The organism is Microcoleus sp. D2_18a_B4 (genome assembly GCF_036702475.1).
GTDB lineage: Bacteria > Cyanobacteriota > Cyanobacteriia > Cyanobacteriales > Microcoleaceae > Microcoleus.
This window is the reverse complement of the sequence record NZ_JAUBTL010000001.1, coordinates 68,749-93,985: the sequence shown is the minus strand read 5'-3', so window position 1 is coordinate 93,985 and position 25,237 is coordinate 68,749. Positions and strand designations below refer to the sequence as shown.

The 25,237-nt window shown below is 46.8% G+C and carries 23 protein-coding genes; 13 read left to right on the top strand and 10 right to left on the bottom strand.

The window, feature by feature from the left end:
- Positions 1-60: 60 nt before the first annotated feature.
- The 3 genes from QUB04_RS00440 (at position 61) to QUB04_RS00430 (ending at position 2,697) form a co-directional block, all read left to right on the top strand.
- Positions 61-276, top strand: coding sequence for a hypothetical protein (locus QUB04_RS00440; protein WP_333279877.1), 216 nt, complete (start codon positions 61-63; stop codon positions 274-276).
- A gap of 537 nt (positions 277-813) precedes the next feature.
- Complete coding sequence (locus tag QUB04_RS00435) at positions 814-1,791, top strand: hypothetical protein (protein ID WP_333279875.1); 978 nt, start codon at positions 814-816, stop codon at positions 1,789-1,791.
- Between the two features lie 72 nt (positions 1,792-1,863).
- Positions 1,864-2,697, top strand: a complete 834-nt coding sequence (locus tag QUB04_RS00430; RefSeq protein WP_333279873.1) for a DUF4142 domain-containing protein — start codon at positions 1,864-1,866, stop codon at positions 2,695-2,697.
- 478 nt (positions 2,698-3,175) lie between these two features.
- On the opposite strand, the gene QUB04_RS00425 is transcribed toward QUB04_RS00430, so the two are convergent.
- Positions 3,176-3,544 carry a Lin0512 family protein gene (locus QUB04_RS00425; RefSeq protein WP_333168719.1) on the bottom strand — a complete coding sequence of 123 codons (369 nt, stop codon included), beginning with the start codon at positions 3,542-3,544 and terminating at the stop codon, positions 3,176-3,178.
- A gap of 314 nt (positions 3,545-3,858) precedes the next feature.
- On the opposite strand from QUB04_RS00425, the gene QUB04_RS00420 reads away from it, so the two are divergent.
- Both QUB04_RS00420 and QUB04_RS00415 read left to right on the top strand, forming a co-directional pair.
- Positions 3,859-4,773 carry a branched-chain amino acid transaminase gene (locus tag QUB04_RS00420; protein WP_333279871.1) on the top strand — a complete coding sequence of 305 codons (915 nt, stop codon included), beginning with the start codon at positions 3,859-3,861 and terminating at the stop codon, positions 4,771-4,773.
- A gap of 164 nt (positions 4,774-4,937) precedes the next feature.
- Positions 4,938-5,222, top strand: coding sequence for a tetratricopeptide repeat protein (locus QUB04_RS00415; RefSeq protein WP_332984688.1), 285 nt, complete (start codon positions 4,938-4,940; stop codon positions 5,220-5,222).
- A gap of 22 nt (positions 5,223-5,244) precedes the next feature.
- Here QUB04_RS00415 and fghA read toward each other — a convergent pair whose 3' ends face one another.
- Both fghA and QUB04_RS00405 read right to left on the bottom strand, forming a co-directional pair.
- Entirely contained in the window at positions 5,245-6,099 is an 855-nt protein-coding gene (gene fghA, locus QUB04_RS00410; protein ID WP_333279869.1) for an S-formylglutathione hydrolase, read from the bottom strand.
- Positions 6,100-6,190: 91 nt separating this feature from the next.
- Positions 6,191-7,300, bottom strand: a complete 1,110-nt coding sequence (locus QUB04_RS00405; protein WP_333279867.1) for an S-(hydroxymethyl)glutathione dehydrogenase/class III alcohol dehydrogenase — start codon at positions 7,298-7,300, stop codon at positions 6,191-6,193.
- A 79-nt stretch (positions 7,301-7,379) separates the two neighbouring features.
- Here QUB04_RS00405 and QUB04_RS00400 point away from each other — a divergent pair, with 79 nt between their 5' ends.
- The 3 genes from QUB04_RS00400 to sppA all read left to right on the top strand — a co-directional run bounded on the left by QUB04_RS00400 (position 7,380) and on the right by sppA (position 11,759).
- On the top strand, positions 7,380-8,063 hold the full coding sequence (locus QUB04_RS00400) for an SDR family NAD(P)-dependent oxidoreductase (RefSeq protein ID WP_333279865.1): 684 nt from the start codon (positions 7,380-7,382) through the stop codon (positions 8,061-8,063).
- A gap of 145 nt (positions 8,064-8,208) precedes the next feature.
- Positions 8,209-9,264, top strand: a complete 1,056-nt coding sequence (gene fni / locus QUB04_RS00395; protein WP_333279863.1) for a type 2 isopentenyl-diphosphate Delta-isomerase — start codon at positions 8,209-8,211, stop codon at positions 9,262-9,264.
- A 674-nt stretch (positions 9,265-9,938) separates the two neighbouring features.
- Entirely contained in the window at positions 9,939-11,759 is a 1,821-nt protein-coding gene (gene sppA / locus QUB04_RS00390; RefSeq protein WP_333279860.1) for a signal peptide peptidase SppA, read from the top strand.
- A gap of 367 nt (positions 11,760-12,126) precedes the next feature.
- On the opposite strand, the gene QUB04_RS00385 is transcribed toward sppA, so the two are convergent.
- On the bottom strand, positions 12,127-12,396 hold the full coding sequence (locus tag QUB04_RS00385; RefSeq protein ID WP_333279858.1) for a GlsB/YeaQ/YmgE family stress response membrane protein: 270 nt from the start codon (positions 12,394-12,396) through the stop codon (positions 12,127-12,129).
- A 300-nt stretch (positions 12,397-12,696) separates the two neighbouring features.
- On the opposite strand from QUB04_RS00385, the gene QUB04_RS00380 reads away from it, so the two are divergent.
- Positions 12,697-13,884: a tetratricopeptide repeat protein gene (locus QUB04_RS00380; protein ID WP_333279856.1), complete on the top strand. Its 1,188-nt coding sequence runs from the start codon at positions 12,697-12,699 to the stop codon at positions 13,882-13,884.
- Positions 13,885-14,004: 120 nt separating this feature from the next.
- Here the strand turns inward: QUB04_RS00380 and QUB04_RS00375 are convergent, their stop codons facing one another.
- Positions 14,005-14,730: a carbonic anhydrase gene (locus QUB04_RS00375; RefSeq protein ID WP_333279854.1), complete on the bottom strand. Its 726-nt coding sequence runs from the start codon at positions 14,728-14,730 to the stop codon at positions 14,005-14,007.
- Positions 14,731-14,963: 233 nt separating this feature from the next.
- Between QUB04_RS00375 and QUB04_RS00370 the strand changes: the two genes are divergently transcribed.
- On the top strand, positions 14,964-15,779 hold the full coding sequence (locus QUB04_RS00370; RefSeq protein WP_333279852.1) for an MOSC N-terminal beta barrel domain-containing protein: 816 nt from the start codon (positions 14,964-14,966) through the stop codon (positions 15,777-15,779).
- A 19-nt stretch (positions 15,780-15,798) separates the two neighbouring features.
- Here QUB04_RS00370 and ylqF read toward each other — a convergent pair whose 3' ends face one another.
- Positions 15,799-16,653: a ribosome biogenesis GTPase YlqF gene (gene ylqF, locus QUB04_RS00365; protein WP_333279850.1), complete on the bottom strand. Its 855-nt coding sequence runs from the start codon at positions 16,651-16,653 to the stop codon at positions 15,799-15,801.
- Here ylqF and QUB04_RS00360 point away from each other — a divergent pair.
- A complete protein-coding gene (locus tag QUB04_RS00360) occupies positions 16,642-16,821 on the top strand; it encodes a hypothetical protein (protein WP_333279848.1) in 180 nt (59 codons plus the stop codon). The two genes, ylqF and QUB04_RS00360, sit on opposite strands and share 12 nt — an antisense overlap.
- A gap of 63 nt (positions 16,822-16,884) precedes the next feature.
- Here QUB04_RS00360 and QUB04_RS00355 read toward each other — a convergent pair whose 3' ends face one another.
- Positions 16,885-17,298 carry a universal stress protein gene (locus QUB04_RS00355; RefSeq protein ID WP_333107288.1) on the bottom strand — a complete coding sequence of 138 codons (414 nt, stop codon included), beginning with the start codon at positions 17,296-17,298 and terminating at the stop codon, positions 16,885-16,887.
- Positions 17,299-17,481: 183 nt separating this feature from the next.
- On the opposite strand from QUB04_RS00355, the gene QUB04_RS00350 reads away from it, so the two are divergent.
- A complete protein-coding gene (locus QUB04_RS00350) occupies positions 17,482-18,681 on the top strand; it encodes a phosphoglycerate kinase (RefSeq protein WP_333144677.1) in 1,200 nt (399 codons plus the stop codon).
- Between the two features lie 191 nt (positions 18,682-18,872).
- Positions 18,873-19,598, top strand: a complete 726-nt coding sequence (locus QUB04_RS00345) for a pentapeptide repeat-containing protein (RefSeq protein WP_333279846.1) — start codon at positions 18,873-18,875, stop codon at positions 19,596-19,598.
- A 95-nt stretch (positions 19,599-19,693) separates the two neighbouring features.
- Here the strand turns inward: QUB04_RS00345 and QUB04_RS00340 are convergent, their stop codons facing one another.
- From QUB04_RS00340 to QUB04_RS00330, 3 genes are all read right to left on the bottom strand, one after another.
- Positions 19,694-20,467 (bottom strand): response regulator, encoded by a 774-nt coding sequence (locus QUB04_RS00340; protein ID WP_445301025.1) that lies wholly within the window; start codon positions 20,465-20,467, stop codon positions 19,694-19,696.
- Between the two features lie 205 nt (positions 20,468-20,672).
- The gene (locus tag QUB04_RS00335) at positions 20,673-22,016 is read right to left on the bottom strand and encodes an EAL domain-containing response regulator (RefSeq protein WP_333279844.1); all 1,344 of its coding nucleotides are present in this window, start codon (positions 22,014-22,016) and stop codon (positions 20,673-20,675) included.
- Positions 22,017-23,205: 1,189 nt separating this feature from the next.
- Positions 23,206-25,116, bottom strand: a complete 1,911-nt coding sequence (locus QUB04_RS00330) for a serine/threonine-protein kinase (protein WP_333279842.1) — start codon at positions 25,114-25,116, stop codon at positions 23,206-23,208.
- Between the last annotated feature and the right edge of the window lie 121 nt (positions 25,117-25,237).

The window sequence follows — 25,237 nt, the reverse complement described above, 5'->3', positions numbered from 1 at the left end:
TAGTTAAAGTCCGCTTGGGAAAGGTGTTAGAGAACAAGCGCTCTCTGGCATAGTTTTCGCTTGACTATATCAGAGTTTAGCCGATCGCACTCACAAGCAATTCTGACGACTGCGCCACCGCTGGTTAATTTAATCTCGCGCGGGCAAGACTCGGATATCCCTCAGTTCGCCTTGCTGTTTGAGGCAACTCAAATTCCAGTCAAAAGCCTTGCTGTTGCGGGATTGCAGACGCTCTGGGACTATGATCGGTCGATCGGGCGTTTTGAGATAATTTAGTTTCGGGGAAAGTTTGAACGGTATTCTGCCAGTACCCAAATTGCCAGCAGCAAGTTAAGGAAAAATAGCGATCAAAAAATTTTTAAACTAACTCATCTGGCGGAGTGCTAAGCCAAAATTGATGGTGATAAAATCAATAATTTCTGGCTCAAAGCACCTGCATCCGGGGAAAATTTATAGGAAGAAGCGGCCGCTTGTCTCAGAAACCGGGTTGATGCTTATATGTCTCGTTACTCAACCCAAAATTTTTCAGATCAACCCGCTTTTTATCCCCCGTACACAAATTTTGAGTGAGCTAGTCGGCCGCTCAATCAAATTTCATCCACCACCTGAAATAAAAAGCCATTTTGTCAAATATTCCTAAAGATGAATGGCGAACTTGAACGATACCTAATAGCTTATAAACTGTTAACGCGGCGGTGTAATTACTCAGGGAAAAATAATCTAGGGAACGGGACTAAATTTGCTCCCTTACCTTCATTATTCCGCAGCTATGATTAGAAAATTTGCACGTTACGCTGTCAATTTGACCCTCCGGTGTTGGCATCACAAGCGATCGCAGCACTCTATGCAAAAGCAAGCATTACCATGAAATCTTCTAAATTGTTGAAAGTTGTTTTAGCAAGCGCTTGTACTTTAGGTTTAGCAACGGTTTCCTTAGCAGTGCCTGCTTCAGCCCAGTCGGGCGGTGCTGGCGGCGGTGCTGGCGGCGGTGCCGGCACAGGCACAAGCGGTACAAGCGGTACAACCGGTACCGGTACAACTGGCACGGGTACAAGCGGTACGACAGGCACAAGCGGTACAACGGGTACAAGCGGTACGACAGGCACAAGCGGTACAACGGGTACGACTGGCACGGATACAACGGGTACAAGCGGTACGAGTGGCACCGGTACAAGCGGTACAACGGGTACGAGTGGCACCGGTACAACGGGTACAACGGGTACGACTGGCACGGATACAAGCGGTACAACGGGTACAAGCGGCACGGGTACAACGGGTACAACGGGTACAACCGGTACGAGTGGCACCGGTACAACGGGTACAACGGGTACAACGGGTACGACTGGCACGGGTACAAGCGGTACAACCGATACCACTGGCACCGGCACAAGCGGTACAAGCGGTACGAGTGGCACCGATACAACCGGTACAAGCGGTACAAGCGGTACGACTGGCACGGGTACAAGCGGTACAACCGATACGACTGGCACGGGTACAACTGGTACAACGGGTACGACTGGCACGGGTACAAGCGGTACAACCGATACGACTGGTACAACTGGTACAACCGATACGACTGGCACCGGCACAACTGGTACAACTGGTACGACAGGCACCGGCACAACGGGTACAACCGGTACAACCGATACCACATCGACGCCGGCTGATACTAATTCTGGAGTTTTGAGTGCTCGGCGCGATAGCCCCAACAATTTCGGGTGGCTGGGTGCCTTGGGCGCCTTTGGTTTGATCAACTTGTTTCGGAAAGGCAGTACACCATCCCATCGGTAGTTTCGGGCGATTCCCTACGGGATAGTTTCGCACGCGCGGACTTTTGAAAACAACTTAGAGGCTTAGAAATTCATGACTTCACTCAATCGCAAAAGTTTGTTCAAAAAATTGGTAACAGTTGCCGGAATTGCCGGCGTTAGTTCCTTGATAGCTGTGCCGGGATTCGCAGAATTAAACCGCCAGATTAACGGCTTCAACCAGTCGGGCGATCGAGTTTTTGAGCTTGCTGATAACGACTTAAACGATCCTAATTCTCCGGGCCCTCCTGTTACAGATCCAAACAACAACGACAATCCCGGCCGTTCTCCCAACACTCCAACTACTCCCACCAACAACACTCCCGGTCGTTCTCCAAATACCCCCACCAACAACACTCCCGGCCGTTCTCCAAATACCCCCATCAACAACACTCCCGGTCGTTCTCCCAACAGTCCAACAGGTGGCGAAACTTCGCCTAATTCTCTCAGCAGCAGAGACAGAACCTTTGTCATGCAAGCAGGTCAACTTAGTATGATGGAAGTAGAGCTCGGCAGATTGGCAGTGCAGCGCGGTTCTAGTGCTGGCGTGAAACAGTACGGGCAAGAAATGGTTGAGGAACACACTCAAGCAAATAAAGAATTGATGCAGTTAGTAATGCAAAAGCAGGTTGAATTGCCAACGGAGATGAGTACCCAGAACACCGCTTTGATGGAGCGACTTTCGGGACTCTCTGGTACAAGTTTTGACACTGCTTACAAGCAGGCTATGATCGAGAGCCACAATCAGGCTATTGCTTTGTTTCAGGCACAATCTCAACAGGGACAAGATCCCGACTTGAAGGCTTGGGCCACCCAGAAGTTGCCGAACCTTCAAGCGCACTTACAAATGGTTAACCAAATGTTGGCAGATACCAGCCAGCCCAAATAGGAGGTAGAGGAGGTAGAGTCCGATCGCCTAAAACACGATCGGACTCTCCCTTTGCTGACCCGATAGGGAACAGCAATAAATTCTTTTAAACCCTATAATTTTTGAGAACAATGGAAGATTTTCTCCGCAACTTGTTGGGCAGCAATATTACAGCGACGTGGCTGTTGTTAATCGTAGGTTTTTGCTGGCTTGCTTACATACCCGGTCGCCTGAGAAATTAAAAATTATCCATTAAAACTTCAAAATTAACTAGCTAGGCGCAAATAAACCATACGGTTGAACAGACTAAGTTATAGCGTGCCTCAGAGCCTCAGATTTTCTACGATATTTCATGCCATATCTCCGGCGCACCCTACAATTTAGTCTAAATTAATTATTTTTTAACAGACAGGCGTTTGATCGCCCGATCGCCGAAACAAGCAAGTGCGATCGATCGCACTTGCTTCACCGCCGATTTATTCAAACAACACAAAATTAATTAATCCTCAGTGTCCACAAAAACACTCACAGCCGCCACAGCGATTAGCATTTCATCATTTTTATCATTCAGAGAGGCGATCGCCCTTCCTGGCACAATCATGCCCCCTTGCTCCACAATCAGAGTTTTGCTGCCGAAAGGGAGCACCGCCAACACCTCCTGTTCCCGCACCTGTTCCGGGTAAGGAACAGCCACCTTAACCTCAACAATCATCTGATTGGGGTCAGTCAAACCCGCCACTTCCCAGACGCCTAGGAGAGCATTATGGGCGATCGCATTTCGTACAGCCCTTGCACAGGCTACAGTCGGTTCCTGCCCGTGCTGGTCTATACCCATCCCCATTTCAATGATGAAACATTTACGTGCCATTGTTGCCCCTTGGTTGATTTTTGTTTGTAGTCGTTAGCGAAGCCCGCCCCTACGGGGGCTACGCCAACGAAGAGGATCGCACTTTTTCCCAAAACAATTATCAACCAAACAGACGGCTCTTGATTTTATTTTATAAATTGATATCACAACAAAAGAATAATACCAGTCTTCAAAAACAATCCAACTGTAGGCAAGCTTCAAACCCTTATGAAATGAGTCCTTCTCAATCTCAAATCTCAAATGGTATAACTTATGGTAATATAACCAAATTCAGCTTTCCTCGCGGACTGCCAAACTCATCGCCAGCTTGAATCATGGATAGTTTTCTACCAATTGCCTACTTTCAAAACCAATTTCTCCCATTTACCGACGCCAAAATTTCCATAGCAACCCACGCACTGCACTACGGAACCGGAGTTTTAGGCGGGTTGCGGGGAATTCCCGACCCCCAAAATGCCGATCGAATCTTGCTATTTAGATTAGACCGCCACTGTCAAAGATTAAGTCAAAGTGCCAGCTTCCTTCACTGCGATTTACCAGCCAGCAAAATCCAACAAATAATTATTGATTTTGTCCAGAAAAACCAACCAACAAAATCATTTTATATCCGCCCTTTTATCTACACATCCAGTTTAGGAATTGCCCCCCGACTGCACAACGTAGAAACCGACTTTTTTGTCTACGGATTAGAACTTTCAGACTATTTGCCCAAAGAAGGAGTCAACTGTAGAATTAGCTCTTGGTATCGGCAAGAAGACCGCAGTTTGCCCTTAAGAGGTAAAATTAGCGGCGCTTACATCACCTCAGCTTTAGCTAAAACCGAAGCAGTAGAATCCGGCTTCGACGAAGCAATTATGATGAACACTCAGGGAAAAGTCAGCGAAGCTTCAGGAATGAACATATTTGTCGCCAGAAACGGTAAATTAGTTACTCCCGGTTTCGAGCAAGATATTCTCGAAGGAATTACCAGAGACAGCGTAATCACAATCGCCAGAGACTTAGGAATTGAAGTCATAGAAAGACCCGTTGATAGATCGGAACTGTTGATTGCAGACGAGATTTTCCTCTGCGGAACCGCCGCGAAGATTACGCCAATTAAGCGAGTAGAAAACTATCAATTGCCCACAAACCGACCCATCACCGAAAAGATTTTGGACAAACTAACCGGGATTATCGAAAATCGCGACAGCAAGTATCAAGACTGGGTATTTCCGATTGATCTTAATTAACCGTTTGTAGTGAGGAGTTCAGTCCTTCTTTTAAGGACTAAATTCCTCACTACAAACCATCAACTGGACTGCCGTGTCCTTACACCCGTCTGCTCTATTTCATCGGCTTAAAAACTTCTATATCGACGCTCCAGAATTAACTACATCGATAATTAAGAAATGCTATGGAAGCTCGAGAATTTTACGAACAAGGATTCGACCTCGGTCGCAGGGGGCTGTACGAGGAAGCAGTTGCAGCTTTTACTCAAGCAATAAATCTCAATCCTGACTTTGTAGAAGCTTACATGATTCGTGCTACTGCTCGAAGTGGAACAGGAGATTTACAGGGGGGAATTGAAGATTTTGAGAAAGCTATGGATATCTACAGGGCTAGAGGACAATCGCAAATAGCTGATATGCTTTTAGTCCCCTGGAGTGCGCTGCACAATGAAATTAGGTTTAAGGACTAAAGTCCTTACTACAAACTAAAGTTCACTCACACAAAGCAGCCGCGTGAAATTGAATATGATCGTCGATAAAACTAGCTATAAAATAATAGCTGTGATCGTAACCTTCCTGCATTCTTAAATTCAGCGGCTGTCCCGCTTTCGCACAAGCTTCCGCGAACACTTCCGGCAACAACTGCCCATCAGCGAGATACGAATCAGCCGTGCCGCAGTCAATCAGAATCGGACGGTTGTATCGAGCCTCAAGCACCAATTCGCTAGCATCCCAAGCCTTCCACATCTCTTTGTCGCCACCGAGGTACTGCCCGAATATTTTTTGTCCCCAAGGGCAGCGCATTGGCGCGGAAATAGGCGCAAAAGCGGAAACTGAAAGATAGCGAGATCCATTTTTCAACGCGCAAATTAACGCCCCGTGTCCGCCCATTGAATGACCGAAAATTCCCTGTTTTTCCGGTATCGCTGGAAAATTTTCGGCGATTAAATTCGGCAATTCATCAACCACATAACTGTACATTCGATAGTGAGAATTCCAAGGTGCGGCTGTCGCATCAACATAAAAACCCGCACCACTTCCTAAATCCCAATCGTCGTCTTCCCCAGGGATGCCAGTATGGCGCGGGCTAGTGTCGGGCGCAACCAGCATTAACCCATATTTTGCCGCAAATTGCTGCGCCCCCGCTTTTGCCATAAAGTTCTCTTCTGTGCAGGTTAAACCTGATAGAAAATACAAAACTGGTACGGGTTGAGATAAAGCTTGCGGTGGCTGATAAACTGCGAATTTCATCTCGCTGTTGCAGGTTGAGGATTGATGGCTGTAAAAGCCGAGTTTGCCAAGGAAACTTTTCTGTTCTTTGTGCAGTTTTAGGGAGTCTGATATCATGTTAATTCTATTTCATTTTTGAATTAGATTTTTTTTAACCGCAGAGGGCGCAGAGGGCGCAGAGGAAGAGAGAAGAGAGAAAGATTTTTGTTCAAAATGTCAAAACTGTGCGAATTACTTCGCCTTTGTGCATCAAATCAAAGGCTTCATTGATTTTGTCGATCGGCATTACCTGAGTTACCAGACTGTCAATATCAATTTTACCGTCCATGTACCAATCAACAATCTTAGGCACATCAGTTCTGCCTTTTGCCCCGCCAAAAGCCGTGCCTTTCCAAACCCTGCCAGTTACTAGCTGAAACGGGCGGGTACTAATTTCTTGACCGGCTCCCGCTACCCCGACAATTACGCTCACGCCCCAACCTTTGTGGCAGCATTCTAAAGCTTGGCGCATCACATTAATGTTGCCGATACATTCAAAACTGTAATCAGCTCCACCTTTGGTTAAATCTACCAAATAAGGCACTAAATCGCCTTCCACTTCGCGGGGATTGACAAAGTGAGTCATGCCGAATTTTTCCGCCATCTCTCGCTTGTCGGGATTCAAGTCTACGCCGACAATCATGTTAGCTCCCACCATGCGAGCCGCTTGAATTACATTCAAACCCACGCCGCCCAAACCGAAAACTACCACATTAGAACCAGGCTCTACTTTCGCAGTATTGATGACAGCGCCGATGCCAGTTGTTACGCCGCAGCCGATTAAACAAACTTTATCAAAAGGAGCATCTTCGCGAATTTTTGCTACCGCAATTTCTGGCAATACTGTATAATTAGCAAAGGTAGAAGTTCCCATGTAATGGTATAGTTTCTGCCCATCTATGGAAAATCGGCTCGTGCCGTCGGGCATCACTCCCTGGCCTTGAGTTACGCGAATTGCTTGACAGAGATTAGTTTTGCGGCTCAAACAATATTCGCAGTTGCGGCATTCGGGAATGTAGAGAGGAATTACCCGATCGCCCACTTTGACACTCGTGACTCCCGGCCCAACTTCTGCGACAATCCCGGCTCCCTCGTGGCCTAAAATAGCCGGAAACAAACCTTCTGGATCTGCACCGGAAAGAGTGTAAGCGTCAGTGTGACAAACACCGGTGGCTTTAATTTCCACCAACACCTCTCCAGCGCGCGGCCCATCTAGATCAACCGTTTCAATGCTCAAAGGTTTGCCGGCACTGCGAGCAACTGCTGCTTTTACTTTCATGCTTTCTCCCTGCGATCTATTTGTCAAGTGACCAGTCAATATGTATTGTATTACTTAAGACGAAAATAGCAACAAATCTATGACAAAATTAATTGTAATTACCGGAATCAGTCGCGGTCTAGGTCTTGCCATGACCGAAAAGTTTATTGAATTGGGACATACAGTTTTGGGATGCGCCCGTTCTTCCGAAGCGGTGGAAAAACTCAACCAAAAATATAGTGCGCCCCACCATTTTACTTGTTTGGATGTCACCAACGACGATCGAGTAAAAGCTTGGGCAACAGAAATGCTGGCAAAAAATGATCCGCCAGATTTGTTAATTAATAATGCAGGCGTAGCTAATCATCTCGCGCCTCTTTGGAATATCAGCCACGAAGAATTTTCCCAGGTAATTGATGTTAACATTAAAGGTACGGCTAATGTAATTCGCCACTTTGTCCCGGCAATGATTGCTCGAAAAAACGGCATAATTGTCAACTTTAGTTCTGGTTGGGGAAGGTCAACTTCGCCGGAAGTCGCGCCCTATTGCGCTTCCAAGTGGGCAATAGAAGGACTTACCCGATCGCTCGCTCAAGAATTGCCCGCAGGTATGGCAGCAGTTCCTGTGAATCCGGGGATAATTCACACAGATATGCTGGACATTTGTTTCGGAGAAGATGCGGCAAATTACCCGTCAGTCAAAGCATGGGTGCAAAAAGCAGTTCCTTTCTTACTAAAATTAAAAGCTTCCGATAACGGAATGCCGCTGACTGTTCCTGGATAATACAGCAACCCTTACAGCATTTGCGAACATCTCTCTTTTCTTCTCCTCTGCGCCCTCAGCGCTCTCTGCGGTTCATAAAAAAATCTCAAAAATGAAATAAAATGGCTATATTCCCAAATCACAACTCTTTCCCCAAATAGCCACAGTGAACTTGCCGCTAACCTCCCCCTCGCAAACCGAAACCCGCAAAGCAGACCACCTGCGGATTTGCCTCGAAGAAGACGTACAATTTCGCGAAACTACCAGCGGCCTCGAACGCTACCGTTTTGAACACTGCTGTTTGCCAGAACTCGATCGCACCGAAATCGATTTAACCTCAACATTTCTCGGCAAAAAACTAGCCGTTCCCCTGCTAATTTCCTCAATGACCGGCGGCACAGAATTAGCCCAGACAATCAATTATCGCCTCGCCGATGTCGCTCAAGAATACAAACTGGCAATGGGAGTTGGTTCCCAGCGAATTATTGTAGAAAATCCTGAACTAGCTCCTACATTTGCCGTCCGTCGCCGCGCTCCCGATATTCTACTGTTCGCCAATATCGGAGCCGTTCAATTAAACTACAATTACGGTTTGGAAGAGTGCCAAAAAATTGTTGATCTTTTAGAAGCAGATGCCCTAATTTTGCACCTCAATCCGCTGCAAGAGTGCGTCCAAACCGAAGGCGATACTAACTTTAAAGGACTGCTCGATAAAATTGCCAAATTGTGCGATCAATTACCAGTACCAGTTATTGCTAAAGAAGTCGGCAACGGTATTTCAGGAAAAATGGCCAAGAAATTGCTCGCCGCCGGGGTAGGTGCGATCGACATTGCCGGGGCCGGAGGCACTTCTTGGGCGAAAATAGAAGGAGAGCGAGCTAAAGATAGCAAGCAGCGAAGGTTAGGCGCAACCTTTGCCGACTGGGGAATACCGACAGCCGAGTGCATTGTCAGCACCCGCGCCGTAGCGCCGGATGTTCCTCTGATTGCCTCTGGAGGCTTGCAGAATGGGTTGGATGCAGCGAAGGCTCTCGCCCTTGGCGCGGATATTGCGGGACTGGCGCGGCCGTTTCTACAAGCTGCAGCGGAATCGGAATCAGCAGCAGGCGTTCTAGCTGAGGTTTTAATTGCAGAAATCGCCACCGTGATGTTCTGTACGGGCTGCGGTAATTTGGATGAGTTAAAACATTCTGGGGTTTTGGGCAGTTGCCAAAATACGTAGGTTTGTCTAGGTTTTCTAAGAATTTGACGAAAACCAACAAGAATTGTTATAAACTGGAAAAACGCTTGATTAGTGCGGGTTGCTAAAGCTTACTGGGTGTGAAAACCACAGAAAAACACTTGGCACAAACTAATCATCAAAAAACCAAATATTTCAAGTCCTCTGCTAATCAATGCAGTCTCTAACTGGGAAGATTAGGTCAACCTGAGCAATCAGGAAGCTTATAGCACTTAGTCTAGGCTAAACATAGACCGCTAAGTTTGATTTACAGATTTCTGTAGGTCTTTAGAAGCGGTTTTGGAAAGGTTAAGATAAAAGTGAGTCAGTTGGCAGTTGGCAGTTGTTAGTTGGCAGTTGGCAGTTGGCAGTTGTTAGTTGGCAGTTGTTAGTTGGCAGTTGTTAGTTGGCAGTTGTTAGTTGGCAGTTGTTAGTTGGCAGTTGGCAGTTGGCAGTTGGCAGTTGTTAGTTGGCATTAGTCAACAGGTAACAGTTAACAGTTAACAGAGGCTTGTAGGGTGCGTCAGTTAGAACACTTACGCTTACAAGGGAAAAACTTCTGTACTGACGCACCCTACTATCGTCTTTTAAATGCCGAACAGCTTAGTCAACAGTTAACAGTTAACAGTCAACAGTCAACAGTCAACAGTTAACAATTACCAATTACCAATAATCTAATGAAAGATTTCCTAAAATATACCTGTGCAAGTTTACTGGGAACCTTCCTAGGAATGTTGCTGCTGGGCAGCATCGGATTGGGGGGACTGGTACTGCTAATTGCTATGGCGGCATCGTCGTCCAAAGATTCGGGCCCGCAAGTTAAAGATAAGTCTGTATTGGTATTAGACCTTTCTTTAAATATCACCGACAGCAAACCGAGCCGTAGCACTGGCGCGGCGATTGAAGAAGTGCTTTCGGAAGATTCCGGCGATACAGTGACGCTGCGGACTGTTTTAGACTCGATCGAATATGCGAAAAAAGACCCGAAAATCGTTGGCATTTATCTCGAAGGCAGCTCGGATTCGAGCAGCAGCGGGTTTGCCAATCTCAAAGAAGTTCGAGGGGCATTGCAGCGTTTCCGAGATGCCAAAAAACCCATTTTTGCTTACCAAATGGACTGGAATGAACGAGATTATTACCTCGGTTCCGTTGCTAATACAATTGCAGTCAATCCTTACGGCGCTTTGGAACTCAACGGTTTTAGTAGTCAGGCAATGTTTTTCACCGGTGCTTTGGAAAAATACGGCCTGGGAGTGCAAGTGACTCGCGTCGGCAAATACAAGTCAGCCGTTGAGCCGTTTTTGCTTACAAAAATGAGTCCCGAAAATCGCCAGCAAACTCAAAAGTTGCTCGGAGATATGTGGGGAGAATACCTGCAAACTGTCGCCCCGAGTCGCAAAGTGACTGTTCCGCAACTGCAAGCGCTTGCAGATAATGGCGGAACTTTGATGGCTGACGAAGCTCTCAAAAGCAAGTTAGTTGATAAAGTTGTATACTTTGACGAAATATCGACCGAACTCAAAAAACTCACAGGAACAGATGGCGAAAACAAATCTTTCAAGCAAATTAGTTTGAAAAACTACGCGAAAATTGCTGAGGATAAAAACTCAACTGATGCTAACAAGAAAAACCAAGTTGCTATACTTTACGCTGAAGGAGAGATTGTAGACGGCGAAGGGGGCCCGACTCAAGTAGGAGGCGATCGCATTGCTCAAGAAATGCGGAAAATTAGAGAAGATAACGACGTAAAAGCAGTGGTTTTGCGCGTCAACAGTCCCGGAGGCAGCGCGACGGCGGCCGAAGTCATTGCACGCGAAGTGATGCTGACGGGGAAAAAGAAACCAGTTATTGTTTCAATGGGCAATTTGGCAGCATCCGGCGGCTATTGGATTTCGATGGGTTCCAACCGCATTTTTGCCGAACCCAATACGATTACCGGTTCTATTGGCGTTTTTGGAATGCTTTTCAACGCCGAAAAGTTGGCCGCTAACAACGGCCTAACTTGGGACGTGGTGAAAACCGGCCGCTTTGCGGATACTACCACGGTTTCCCGTCCGAAAAATCCTCAAGAATTGGCGAATATTCAGAGGATAGTCGATCGCATTTACGATCGATTTATTACTAAAGTCGCCAACTCCCGCAAACTGCCGAAAAACAAGGTACAAGAAATTGCTCAAGGCAGGGTGTGGTCTGGTACGGCCGCGAAACAGTTGGGTTTAGTCGATGAAATTGGCGGGCTTGAAGATGCTGTCAGAGAGGCGGCGAAGCAAGCTAAACTCGGCGACGATTGGAAGGTGGAAGAATATCCCAAACGCCGCACTTTGGAGGAGCGAATTTTGGAAAAAATTTCCGGCGTTCACGTTTTGAAACCAGCCGCCAAACTCGACCCGCTAACGGCCGAATTTAAGAAAATGCAAGATGAATTGGCTGTGATCAAGTCGATGAACGACCCGCAGGGGGTTTATGTTCGCTTGCCTTTCACTTTGCGGATTGATTAATTGATACCAAGTCCGGGCTTTTTACCCCTTTATTCTTAGTCCCCCTCTGTTGAGACGAAAGTTTTGCTCTTGAACCGTTGCAAGCGCTGAGTCTGATAGGGGTTTTTAACCCGGGTTTGGTAAAAGTAGGCTGACCAAGAATTTCTTGATGGTACAGCCCCCGGATTTATCCGTGGAATCAATCCAAAATCGAAAATCGAAAATCCTCAAGCCCCCGCATTTATCCGTGGGCTCGCCTCTAAAATCTAAAATCTAAAATCTAAAATCGATTGACGCAGCCTACAAACAAATGATAAACCCGGTTTCTCGAAGAAACCGGGTTTATGAATACCCTAAAAGTCGATCGACTGGGAATTGGCAATATTTATTATGCTGCACGCTGAGTTAACAATCCCCAGACGAAAAGTAGAACGATCGCACCGACGACTGCAAAAGCTATGCTGGGTAGGCTAATTACTCCGAAGGATGCTCCCCCGCTCGTCCCCAATAAGACTTGACCTAGATAACCTCCCACTAGCGCGCCCAAAATTCCTAAACCTGTTGTTGCCAGAAAACCGCCGCCTTGAGTTCCCGGATAAATGGCTTTGGCGATCGCACCGGCAATCAGTCCTAAAACGATCCAAGCAATAATTCCCATTTCTCTTTCTCCTGAATACTTAAACTTTTCTCGTCCCTTGTCTTATGTTCTTAGAATAACAACCGCTATCGGGGACTTACCTCTACCGCAGGGAGGAACCGAAAGTGGTAGGATTTCTCATGAATCGTCGGAGTTTGAGGCTGTTTAATATCTCAAAAGAGTTAACCCACTTTTTCGAGGCAAGAAAGGTACTTATGCTCAAAGCAAAAGGGAAATAGGAGAATCTTTTCTGGGATTTTTTGTGTTTTGGTAGTTAAAAAAATTACAATATTTCTGTGAAATGAGGAAAGTTTGCGCCCGATGAATCTGACTCTGTGCATGATTGTGAAGAATGAAGAGGCAACACTGTCGCGGACTTTGGACAGCGTTAAGGGTGTTGTTGACGAAATGGTGGTGGTGGATACGGGATCGGGCGATCGCACCCGTGAAATTGCCAGAGAATCCGGGGCGAGGGTTTATGACTTTGAATGGTGCGACGACTTCGCAGTGGCGCGCAATGAGTGTCTGAAGCACGCCCAGGGCGACTGGATTTTGGTATTAGATGCCGATGAGGTTTTGGTACCGGAGATTCTACCTCAAATAAAGCAGGCCATTGCGAGCGATCGGCTGCTGCTAATCAATCTCATCCGTCAAGAAATCGGTGCCTCTCAATCTCCCTATTCCCTAGTGTCGCGCTTATTTCGCAATCGCCTCGACATCCGCTTTTCTCGCCCTTACCACGCAATGGTAGACGACAGCGTGGCTGAGATTTTGCAGAGGGAACCAAAATGGACAATAGCTTCTCTCCCCGATGTGGCGATTTGGCACTCTGGTTATCAAAAAGATGCGATCGCAGCAAAAGGTAAATTCCAAAAAGCTCAAGCAGCAATGGAACGCTATCTCGCTTATTATCCCAACGATGCTTATGCTTGTAGCAAATTAGGCGCTTTGTATGTAGAAACCGGGCAAATTGGGCGGGGAATTAATTTATTAACCAAAGGCTTGACTGCGGAGACCATTAATGATTCTATTCTTTACGAACTCAACTATCATTTGGGAATTGCTTATCGCCAGCAGCAGCAATTTGTTAAAGCAAAAGAACACTATCAAGCGGCAATTAATACAGATGTGTTCCCGCCGCTAAAGTTGGGCGCTTACAATAATTTGGGCAATTTGCTCAAAGATGAAGGAGATTTGAAGTCTGCTGAAAAAGCTTACAAAGCAGCTTTAAAAATTGACCCTAATTTTGGAACAGGTCACTACAATTTGGGACTGACGCTGAAGGCAGCCGGAAATTTAGCAGATGCGATCGCCTATTACCGACAAGCGATAAAAATCGATCCCGAACACGCGGAAGCTCATCAAAACTTGGCAGTAGCCTTGCTGAAAATTGGCAAAATGCCAGAGAGTTTAGCAGAATTCAAAAGAGCGATCGCCCTTCACGAACAGCGCCGCCCCTTTGAAGCAGAACGCCTGCGCCGGGGACTGCAAGAAATGGGTTTACTTTAAGCTTGTTACCAAATAATTTGTAGGGGCAATCCGACCCCTACTCCCCGTGGTTGCCCCTCGAACCGGACGGGGTAAGCACGGGGGCATTACCCCTACAAACTGTAAAAATTACCAGCAAAATCAAGCAATTATCTCTACTTTGCCACTATCCAAATCGTAGCGGCCCCCAACAACTTTAAGCTTGCCCGCTTTGACTGCTTTAGCTAAAATAGGCGAGGAGGATTGTAACTTATTTACATTCATTTTCACATTAGCTCTGACGGCGTTATCCCAGGCATCGCCTTTTTGACCTTTGGTCGAATCAACTGCGGGTTTAATCGCGGCCACCAAAGTGCTAATGTGACCAGGCACAGCTTTGCCATCTAAAGCTGCTTTGACAGCACCGCAGCGTTCGTGACCCAGAATTACTAATAGTGGCACGCCTAATTCTAAGGCGGCATATTCTATATTACCGAGAACCACATCGTCGAGAAAATTGCCAGCTACTCGGATATCAAATAAATCCCCCAATCCTTGGTCGAAAATAATTTCGGGAGTAACGCGCGAGTCAGAACAAGCCAGGATGGTTGCAAACGGATGTTGACCCTTTGCTACTTCTACAACTCGCGATCGAGCTTGGTCGGGAAATGTCCGTTTTTGCTGAAGGTAGCGTTGATTACCCGCCATCAATTTCTTAAGAGCACTGTTAGGAGTAATGTCAGTAGGAGTAATGTCAGAGATTGCCTCGGCCTTTGCTGCTTCGGCTTGTAAAAACGCAGGTGCAAAGCTTGCCGCCAGCATCCCTGCACCAGCCCTCAACATTAAATTGCGTCGCGAAATCATGCTTCTACTTTCGCTTTCATTCATTGTTTGTAACTCGGTTCAATTTTTTCTATTTTATACCATAATATCTACCACAAGCTCAGTCAGACTTCTGGGATTTTTCTTTGCAAGCTGCTCCCGCACAATGTAAACTTCAAAAAAGTGGCCCATTTTTATTTCATTCCTATTTTATTTAGTAAAGTCAACGGCGGTCATCCTTCTGCGGACAGGGATGCTAGAATGTATCTAAAACGACTATTTTTTATCAATGGCTCGAAATGTCCTACGTCGCCAGCATTCATATCTATCCGGTCAAGTCCCTTGACGGCATAGCTGTCAGTCAAGCAACTATTCTTGCCAGCGGAGCTCTAGAAGGCGATCGCTCTTTTGCAATCTGCGATGCAGCAGGAGAATTGGTTAGCACTAAGCACAACAGCGGAGTCCGTTTTCTACGGTTATCCTTTGACATCAAAAAGAGAATTGCCGGCCTGAAAATTCAAGGCACCGAACAAGAAATATTTTTTCATGTAGATAGAGAACGCTTGGCAATAGAATCTTGGTTGAGCAACTACTTCGGTTTCCCTGTCAAGTTAATTGAAAACTTGCTGACAGGTTTTCCCGACAATACCGCTGCACCAGGGCCAAGCATTATCAGTACCGAAACAATTGCCGAAGTTGCATCTTGGTTTCCGAGAGTTTGCGTTAACGAGATGCGCCATCGCTTGCGAGCTAATATTGAAATAGGAGATGTCCCGGCTTTTTGGGAAGATCAACTTTTACCACAAGCCGATGAAATTGTTAGGTTGAAAATAGGGACTGTAATATTTGAAGCTATTAATCCCGCTCAGCCATTTATCCTATCTACGCGAAATTATGGGGCGAAAGCAGGCGATCTCAATTTTAAAAATATACTAACAGCCAAGCAGAAGGAAATTATGCCTGACTTGGTAAAAAAAGGGCATTTAAATCACTTTAGTCGGCTGATAGTTAACACGCGACTCGCACCTCAAGCACCAGAAAAAATATTACACATAGGAGACGAAGTTGCCCTTCTCCGCGTCAGCAACTCTCTATTGAATACCCTTTCTGATTAGTTGTATGGTACGAATCGGATCAAGCCGGCGGCAACTCCAAAGTAAGTTGACCTAAAACACCAGTTCTAAAATCGTTTAACATCTGCCGCGCCGTTCGTTCGACATCTCCTTTATACCTGTCTTTTGCTACCTCGTGCAGATAATCTTCACCATTACTAGAGGCTGCATCTAATTTATACCTGGATTTGAAACCAGATATTGATATCAAAGTCTCATCAGTCGCCTCCAGCCCTCGCAGCAAATCTACCATAGCTGCTGCTACTACCTGATTGTCGTAAGCTGCTTCGCCAATATCTTCGCAAATAGCTAATTTTATGGCATTTTCTTGATTGTTAATTCGGGTTGGGATCACTCCGGGGGCATCTAATAATTCAATTTCGTCAGAAATGCGAATCCATCGCAGCGATTTAGTTACTCCAGCTCTGCGGGCACTGTCTACCACTCTCCGCCCTAACAGCCGATTAATTAAAGCAGATTTTCCCACATTGGGAAATCCCATTACCACTGCCCGGACTGGACGGGGCAGCATACCTCGATCGAACCTTCTTTTATTTAGCTGCACCCCAGCATTCTGCACCGCATCCGCCACAGCGTCTACTCCGTGACCGTGCTCGGCATTAGTAAAATACGCCGTTTCCCCCTGGGCCTCAAACCATGTTTCCCACGCCTCGCGCGTTCGAGGCGTAATCATATCCATGCGGTTGACGACCAAGACTCGCGGCTTGCCGCCCACCCAACTCGGCATTTGGGGGTGATAAGTAGCCAATGGAATGCGGGCATCTCGGACTTCGAGCACCACATCTACCCGCTTTAGCTGTTCTTTTAATGCCCGTTCAGCTTTGGCAATGTGACCGGGATACCAGTGAATTTTCATAATAGGAAGGAAGAAGGAAGAAGGAAGAAGCAAGAAGGAAGAGGGAAGAAGCAAGAAATAATCAGGGAACGGATGAGTGTAACGGATTTAAGGGCACGAAGGAAGGATGGAATCAGGAAAATGGCAGAAGTAAGCTGTTGGGCATCTAACTTACACTACTGGAAATAAGTAATAAGAAAGAGTTTTCCTTCTTCCTTCTTCCTTCTTCCTTCTTCCTTCTTCCTTCCTTCCTTAAGGCACAATCAAAACTGCACAAGGAGACAGATTGATTACCCGACTGGTAACGCTGTCAGACGCCCCATCATCGGTTAAACCCATCCCCCGACAGCCCATCACAATCAAATCGGCCCCAATTTCGTCAGCCACATCGCAAATCGTGAAAGCAGGTTTGCCTTCCCGTTCGATAATTTCAGCTTCAATTCCCTGCTGGGAAAACATCGATTGGGCCTCAGAAAGAAGTTTGGCGACTGCTTCGGGGGAAGTCATCACCTCGCGCGCGGGGGCGTCGGCCTCCTCGGCTGGGGGCTCGACTACCGAGAGAATAACTAAACGAGCACCGTAGGTTTTTACGATATTGACCACCTTTTCGGCAGCTTCGCGGGCTTCTCGGCTTTGATCTACAGGAAATAAGACTGTCTTGAACATACTGCACATCTCCGGGACACGGACTCCGATAAAATGTTTAGGTTAAGCCAATCAGTGCCGTTTGTTCCATCTTCCGTTTTTTGTACGGGCGCGGTTGAATGCGTCCGAGGCCGGGGTGCAAGTTACCAGTGCCGCCATTTCAACGGAATTCGACAAAAACACACATATTAGGAGGTTAATCCTGTGACAAAAAAAACTGTAGCAAATTTATCGGCATCGGACTTATCGGGCAAACGGGTATTGGTGCGGGCGGACTTTAACGTGCCGCTCGACAACGGCAATATCACCGATGATACTCGCATCCGGGCGGCTCTGCCGACAATTCAAGATTTAGCGTCCAAGGGCGCTAAGGTGATTTTGTGCAGCCACTTCGGCCGTCCCAAGGGTGTGACGGAGAAGTTGCGCTTGACGCCGGTTGCTGTGCGCCTGTCGGAATTGTTGGGCAAAGAGGTCAAAAAGACTGACGACTGCATCGGTGATGAAGTAGCTGCTACAGTCGCGGCGATGCAAGATGGCGATGTGCTGTTGCTGGAAAATGTCCGCTTCTACCCAGAGGAGGAGGCAAACGACCCAGAATTTGCTAAGAAGTTAGCTTCTGTGGCCGATTTGTATGTCAATGATGCTTTTGGTACGGCTCACCGGGCTCACGCTTCTACTGAGGGCGTTACTAAGTATCTGAGTCCTTCTGTGGCTGGGTTTTTGATGGAGAAGGAACTGCAATATCTCGGCAGTGCGATCGACAATCCTCAGCGTCCTTTAGCTGCTATAATCGGCGGTTCTAAGGTTTCCAGCAAGATTGGAGTCATTGAAAAACTGCTCGAAAAGTGCGACAAATTGCTGTTGGGGGGTGGCATGGTTTTCACCTTCTACAAAGCTCGCGGCTTGAACGTGGGCAAGTCTTTGGTGGAAGAGGACAAGCTGGAATTGGCTAAGTCTTTGGAAGCTAAGGCGAAGGAACGGGGAGTTACTTTTCTGTTACCTACTGATGTGGTAGTTGCTGACAAGTTTGATGCGGCGGCTAACACTCAAACTGTTCCTGTAGAAAGCATCCCCGACGGTTGGATGGGTTTGGATATCGGCCCGGATTCAGTAAAAACTTTCCAAGATGCTTTGGCCGATTGCAAAACGGTAATCTGGAACGGGCCGATGGGCGTGTTTGAGATGGAGAAGTTTGCTGTAGGAACTGAAGGTATCGCTCATTCTTTGGCTGGACTTACTAAAACTGGTACTACCACAATTATCGGTGGTGGTGACTCGGTGGCGGCTGTGGAACAGTTGAATTTAGGTGAACAAATGAGCCACATTTCTACTGGTGGTGGTGCTAGTTTGGAGCTGCTAGAAGGTAAGGAATTGCCTGGTGTTGCTGCTTTAGATGAAGCTTAATTAAGTTAAGTAGGGCGGGCTTTGCCCGCCTTGCTGGAAGCTGGTCTATATCCTTGGCTGCGAATCATTTTTTTGAATATTTACCGCAGAGGGCGCAGAGAACGCAGAGCAAGAGGAAAGAGAGAGGGATATGGGTTTCAAGTCTATAGTTTGCTAGTATAATTTGTTTGAAGTAGCAGTGAGGTTTGTTTGTGAAACTTAAACTCTTGGCAACTGTAACGGCAAGTTTAGCTTTGTTTGGGCTGGCAGCTCCCGTTAAGGCTCAAAATCCAGATCATGTTAGGCAATTGCTGGAAACTAAAGAGTGCGAAGGCTGTGACTTGAGAAATGCTGATTTGTTCAAGGCTAGCTTGTACAGAGCTAATTTAAGAGGAGCGGATTTAAGCGGAGCAAATCTCTATGAAGCTAATTTGCTAGAAGCGGATTTAAGTGATGCTAATTTGGCAAATGCTAACTTAGTTAATGCCGAGATGTATGGTGCTGAATTGAATGGTGCTAATCTGCGAAATGCGGATTTGTCTAATGCTTTTTTGGGGCGGGCGAATCTGACGAGTGCGGATTTGCGCGGTGCTAAACTTTTTAATGCGAATCTGGGCGAAGCTTATCTGTTGCAAGCTAATTTGTCTAATGCAGATTTGAGACGTTCGCTGCTGTTTAGAGTTAATTTGAATCGTGCGAATTTAAGCGGAGCGGATATGTCTTTCGCGGATGTGCGCGATACTAATTTGCAGAATGCTATTTTGTCAAATACTAGGCTTCCTGGGGCTCAATTGGCGGGGACAAATATTGATGCGGCGAATAACGTGCGGCAGGCTGATTTGGAACGTGCCAACTTGCGAGGTACGAATTTGGGGCCGGGGGTTTGCGTGATAACGAATTTTCCTTATTGTGTTTTGAATGTGGAAGAAAAATTTTAGACTCTAGTTCCCAGATTCATCTGTGGAGTAAATCTAAAATCTAAAATCTAAAATCTAAAATCCCCTGGCTGGCGCACCCTAGGTTGAACTCGGAGCTAAGTTTGAGGTGGTTTGTATCCTCTTTCTAGGGCAAATCTCACAAGCTGGGCCCGATTTTCTAACTGTAATTTGCTGAAAATGCTGCCTAAATGAGCTTGCACAGTCCGGGGGCTAATAAACAGTCGATCGCTAATTTGTTTGTTAGTATAACCCTGGATCACTTCCCAAAAAACTCTTTCCTCGGCTGGTGTTAAAGGCAAAGGTCCAGGTGGTGGCACTACTGGCACAAATTGTGGTTCCACCGCCCTACCGCTAGAAGTTTGAAGCAGTCGGACAATCTCGGCGTGAATGCGGTGAGAGCGCTCTAACTGCGCCTTTACCTTAGCTAAAATTTCTTCAGACTGAAAAGGTTTTACCAGATAATCGTCACCGCCGATCGCATGACCTTCAACTTTTGACTCCAACTCGCCTTGACCCGACAAAAATATAAAGGGGACTAACTGTCCCAAACGGGTAGTTCGCAAACGGCGACAAAACTCAAACCCGTCCATTTCCGGCATCATGACATCTGAAATTACCAAATCTGGGGGGGCATTTTCAAAAATCGAGAGCGCCTCAACCCCTGAATTAGCGCATTCCACCCGATATCCTTGACTTTCCAAGTACATTGCTAAGACTGTTTGACAGTCTGCTTCGTCGTCAACCACTAATATTCTTTCCATGACAGGCTTGCACCAATTCCAGTTGGACAGTTCTTGAAACTGCCAGTCCCAAAGTAGGAACTTAATTGAGTTTACCTCCTGCCACTTGATAAAGGCTCGCAATTTCAAGACGGCACACTTTCTCAAATCGTCCAATTAGCGGCGCCTAGCGCCTAAAAGGGGAAGCAGTAGAGCAATATGGGGAACAATATCCTTCTTTGATTCGCCTATCATCAAAAGCTACAACTTTTTAGGAGGTAGCGTCAACTTTTATGCAGAAAATAGAAGCTAAAAGAAAGAATTTTATCCTATAAAACAGAAATTTTGGTGACACTTACACTATACCTAGACCCGACATTGAAAGGTTTTTAGATTTTTCTGGTTCGGACACAGGTACAAAAGGGACAACGCGACCTGGTGCTGCTGCGGGCGGCGCGAACAAACTCGGGTCGGCAACCAACATACTTTCAATTATCGCTGCTGGTTCGGGGCGGCTGAACAGATACCCCTGCATGATATCGCACTGATGTTGTTTCAAAAAATCTAGTTCGGCTTCTGTTTCCACTCCCTCAGCAATTACGGTCATATTCAAACTGTGACCCAGTAAAATTACTGCTGTAGTAATAGCAGCATTTTGAGTATCTTCGTTGGCATTACGGACGAAAATTCGATCGATCTTTAAACTGTCAAAAGCAAATTGCTTGAGATATCCTAAAGTAGCGTAACCGGTGCCGAAGTCGTCAATCGCAATCCGAATTCCTAGAGCTTTAAGTTGGTTTAAAGTAGCGCCTGCTACTGTCGCATTTTCCACCAAAGCGCTTTCGGTCATTTCTAATTCTAAATTAGCAGGCTCCAAGCCTGTAGTTTCCAATATTTGCACGATTCGCGCCTTGAGTTCCGGGTCGGACAACTGCCGCGCCGACAAGTTTACTGATATTGTAAAGGGCGAAAACCCCGCAGCCAGCCAACTAGCGGCTTGGGCGCAAGCTGAAAGCAGTACCCACTCGCCAATCTGAATAATTAAACCTGTTTCTTCTGCTAAGGGAATAAATTCTCCGGGAGAAATTATTCCTCGATCGGGATTTTGCCAGCGCACTAAAGCTTCAGCGCCGATAACTTGGCCGGTAGCAATATTCACTTGCGGCTGATAGTATACCTGAAACTCACCTTGTGCCAAAGCGTGGCGCAGCAAAGCTTCGAGAGCAAACTTTTCAGGAGAGAGAGTCGTAACCTTGGTGGAGTCGTTAACTAAATCTTTGAGTCTGGCTTCTGCTTGGTGAAGCGCGAGTGTCAGCGGTTGAGTAATAGTTTGCCGTTTCAAGACGCGAGAAGCAATGGCTCCCAGCAATTCAGCTTTGGTAAACGGCTTTGTCAGGTAATCGTCTGCCCCCAATTCCATCCCCCGACGAAAATCGGTTTTGTCACTTTGAGCCGTGAGGAAAATAAATGGAATTGTTGCAGCTAGCGAGTTTTGCCGCAGAGTCCGCAACACGTCATAACCGTCGAGTTCCGGCATCTGCACATCGCACAAAATTAAATCAGGTATCTCCGAAAGTGCCATCTGCACCCCAGCTCGACCGTTTTCGGCAGCAATGACCCGGTAGCTGTGAGATTCCAGGAGTTGCAGAAGAGTTTCCCGGATTAATTCGTCGTCCTCAATTACCAAAATTTTGAGCATGATACTTAGATAACAGATGCCACTTTATATCTGAACCTGACTAACTCTAGCATACTCAAACTAGCAAATTAATAATTCAGCTAATTAGCCAATAAACCATTAGCCAAATGGCTGAATACTTCCCCTCGGTTCTTAAGTCACAATCAAAGAACTGCCCAAATTGGGAAGATTTCGATCTCTTTCAAGAGCAGAAGACTGCTGCGCCCGACTCGTTTGATAAACTTTTATTACAAAATACCCAATATTTCTCATAAAAAAAAATAGCCAAGAGTTTCAATGCGCCGAGGGGGGAAATTACTCAGGCTATCACTTATATAATGTCCGGTTAATTGTTCATAATTAGTCCGTGTTTTTACTGAGAATTAGAGTTTTCGCTCAATGGATGAATCAGGACGCTGCGTTCTGATTCATCCAAAAAAGGATACTTGCTTTCAGACAACAGTCGTGGAGAGAGAAAAATTTTAGATTAAGGTTCAATCTGCCAGATTCATCGGTGAAGTAAATCTAACATCTAAAATCGACTAACGGAAAACTTAATTATGGTTCTATAGCAATCATTGCCGGAGTCGTAATTTTTTTACCCCACCCCAACCCTCAGAGCGGCTTCGGGGAGGGAGTAAGAAATTCACACATGATGCGAGGATTGCTATATAACCGGAAATCCTATTATGCACTGCCTTAATTCACAGGCTTAGTGGAATTCGCGCAAAACTTGGAATCTACAATTGCAGAAGTGATACGGACATGGTGCATGGATGAGGACGGAATTATCTGGTCTTGCGGAACTACCACGGTCTTTTTACAAACCAGCTCGCTACTGCCTACAGAGGCAAAGTTCCAAGCATAAAATTCGGGAGTGCTGACTGTCGCATTGGCCGGATGTAAACCTAGTGCAGTCACTAATACTAATCCAAAAGTCACTAAAGCTACGATCGCGAATCTCAGCATATTCTTTGTTTGAACAGGAAAACTTACCTGATCGGTATTACCTTATTATTACGCGGGTGGATAGAGAGCGTCAATCGATTTTAGATTTTAGATTTTAGATTAAAGAATTGAAGCATTGACTTGCGCGAGAGAAATTCGGGGGTTCCTTTATCGGATACAGGTTTTTTATTTCTGGGTCCTGAGTCTGCTTTCGGAATGAATCCGGGGGCTTGTATCCTGGATGCTTGATTGTCAATAGCAGTTATTCCGCCGTCAGATTCAACTGGTAAGCGATCGGCTCAGATGCTTGAGAAACTACCACGAATTCATAAAAGCCAGTATCATCCAGCAATCCAGACCAACTAAGCCCCTCTGCATCTTCCAGCAAAGCTCGCGCGCCTTTTGTCCGCCCTGGAGAATAAATTGACAGCAGAGTTGATTTGCGCGGGGCTTGCAAATTCACGCGCAAAGTTTGATTTTGAGCGAACCTGGCAATGTAAGCTTTCCCTTCTCCGGGTTTGAGATTGCCTGTGAGGCGTTTGCTGTTCGATAGGCGGTCAAATTCAACGCTTTCGACAGTTGCTCCAGCTTGTAAGGCTTCGAGTTCGTCGGCGGTAATTGCTTGCCAAATTTGTCCGATCGGCAAACCAATGATATTGCGATCGCGCGGCTGTTGTGGAAACCAATAAAAAAACCTAGCATCAGCCAAATCGTAGAGAGCCCGACTGCTCAAATTCAGCTTGTTAACCTCAGTTTTCCAGCGATCGATATCAGTGGTGTCGTAAGTGCCCAACCGCGCTCTAGCGTCGCTGCTGAGATTTTCCAGCTTATCGAGCAACTCGTCGCCGATTTTCTGCCACCTTTCGCGCCATTGGCGATCTTCCTCGCCTTCTTTTAACAATCGTCCCCCCAATTCCGGGTATTTGGCATAGAAAGTCTCGTCTACAAGGTTGACGTAACCGTTATAGAATCGATCGTCAATTTTGAGCTTTACAAAGCGATCTTGCAAAGCATCTTCTTGCTCCTGCTTCGGGCTTGAAGGCTGGGGAACTTTCTGCACTTTTGATTGCAGATTTAACAAAGAATTGCCCGCAAACCAGCCAACTCCCCCCATACTTGAAAGCACCGCCACCACAAACAAAGCCATTTTCCAAGCAGGCATCTTTTGCTGATTGCCAATAGCAGCAACTCGCACCGGAGTTCCCGGCAGTTTTGGCGTGGGGGCGGGCACGGGTATAGGCGAGAGATCCGGCGGCTGCGTGGGCGCAAAATACCCTGGCTGCAGGGCTGGCGGCAAAGGCTGCAAAGGCGGATTGCCGGAGAGAGCGAGCATTACCTCGCGAGCCGAGGAGTAACGCTGGCTCGGCTGTTGAGCAAGCATTTTATCCAGCACCAGGGACAAATTGGGAGACAGAGAACATTCCGCCCGCCAGTTCCAATTCAGCGTCTGGCTGTCGAGCAACTGATGCGGTTCCTTCCCAGTCAGCAACACCAAAACCGTGGCCGCCAGAGCGTACAAATCGCTGTGGGGAGAGACGATTCCCATCTGCATCTGTTCGACGGGAGCGTAGCCGAGCTTGCCGATGCGAGTCGCGGGGGCGAGAGTGCCATTAGCCTCAGCGAAAAGAGACTCTACGGTGGCGGCGACTTGTTTTACTCCGCCGAAGTCGATGAGCACGGGCATCCCGTCAGAACTCCGCAGAATCAGGTTGTCCGGGGAGATGTCGCGGTGAATCACTCCTAGAGAGTGAATGTATTCGAGCAGGGGCAAAATCTGCTGCAGCAATTGATTGATTTCTGCTTCTATGAACCGCAAACCCTGACGCTTGCGGGCGTCGAGCAGAAAGCGGTAGGTTTGACCGGGCACGTAGTCTTGGACGAGAAATAGGTAGCCTCGATCGCTGATACTGACGCGGAAGAGTTCGCGAAAGCGCGGGATTTGATTGTGTTGCAGCTTGTAGAGCACTCCTGCTTCGCGCTCGAACAGTTCCTCGGATTTTTGTAAAGCGTAACTTCCATGTACTTGGGGCGCAAATTCTTTTAAAACGCAGGGTTCGTTAAATCGGTGGGTGTCTTCAGCGAGGTAGGTGCGCCCGAAGCCTCCGTGTCCCAATTCGCGGACGATGCGGTAGTGGTTGTTGAGAGTTATGCCGGGGTAGATGGGATTGTTCATTGGAACTTGCTGCGTCGGATTTTCACGCTTGACTGAGACTGGGAGTTTTGGGCGATCGCTGAATTAATCTTGCCATAGTGTTTGACACTCCCACCCCTGAAGGGGATGAGATTCTTTAGGA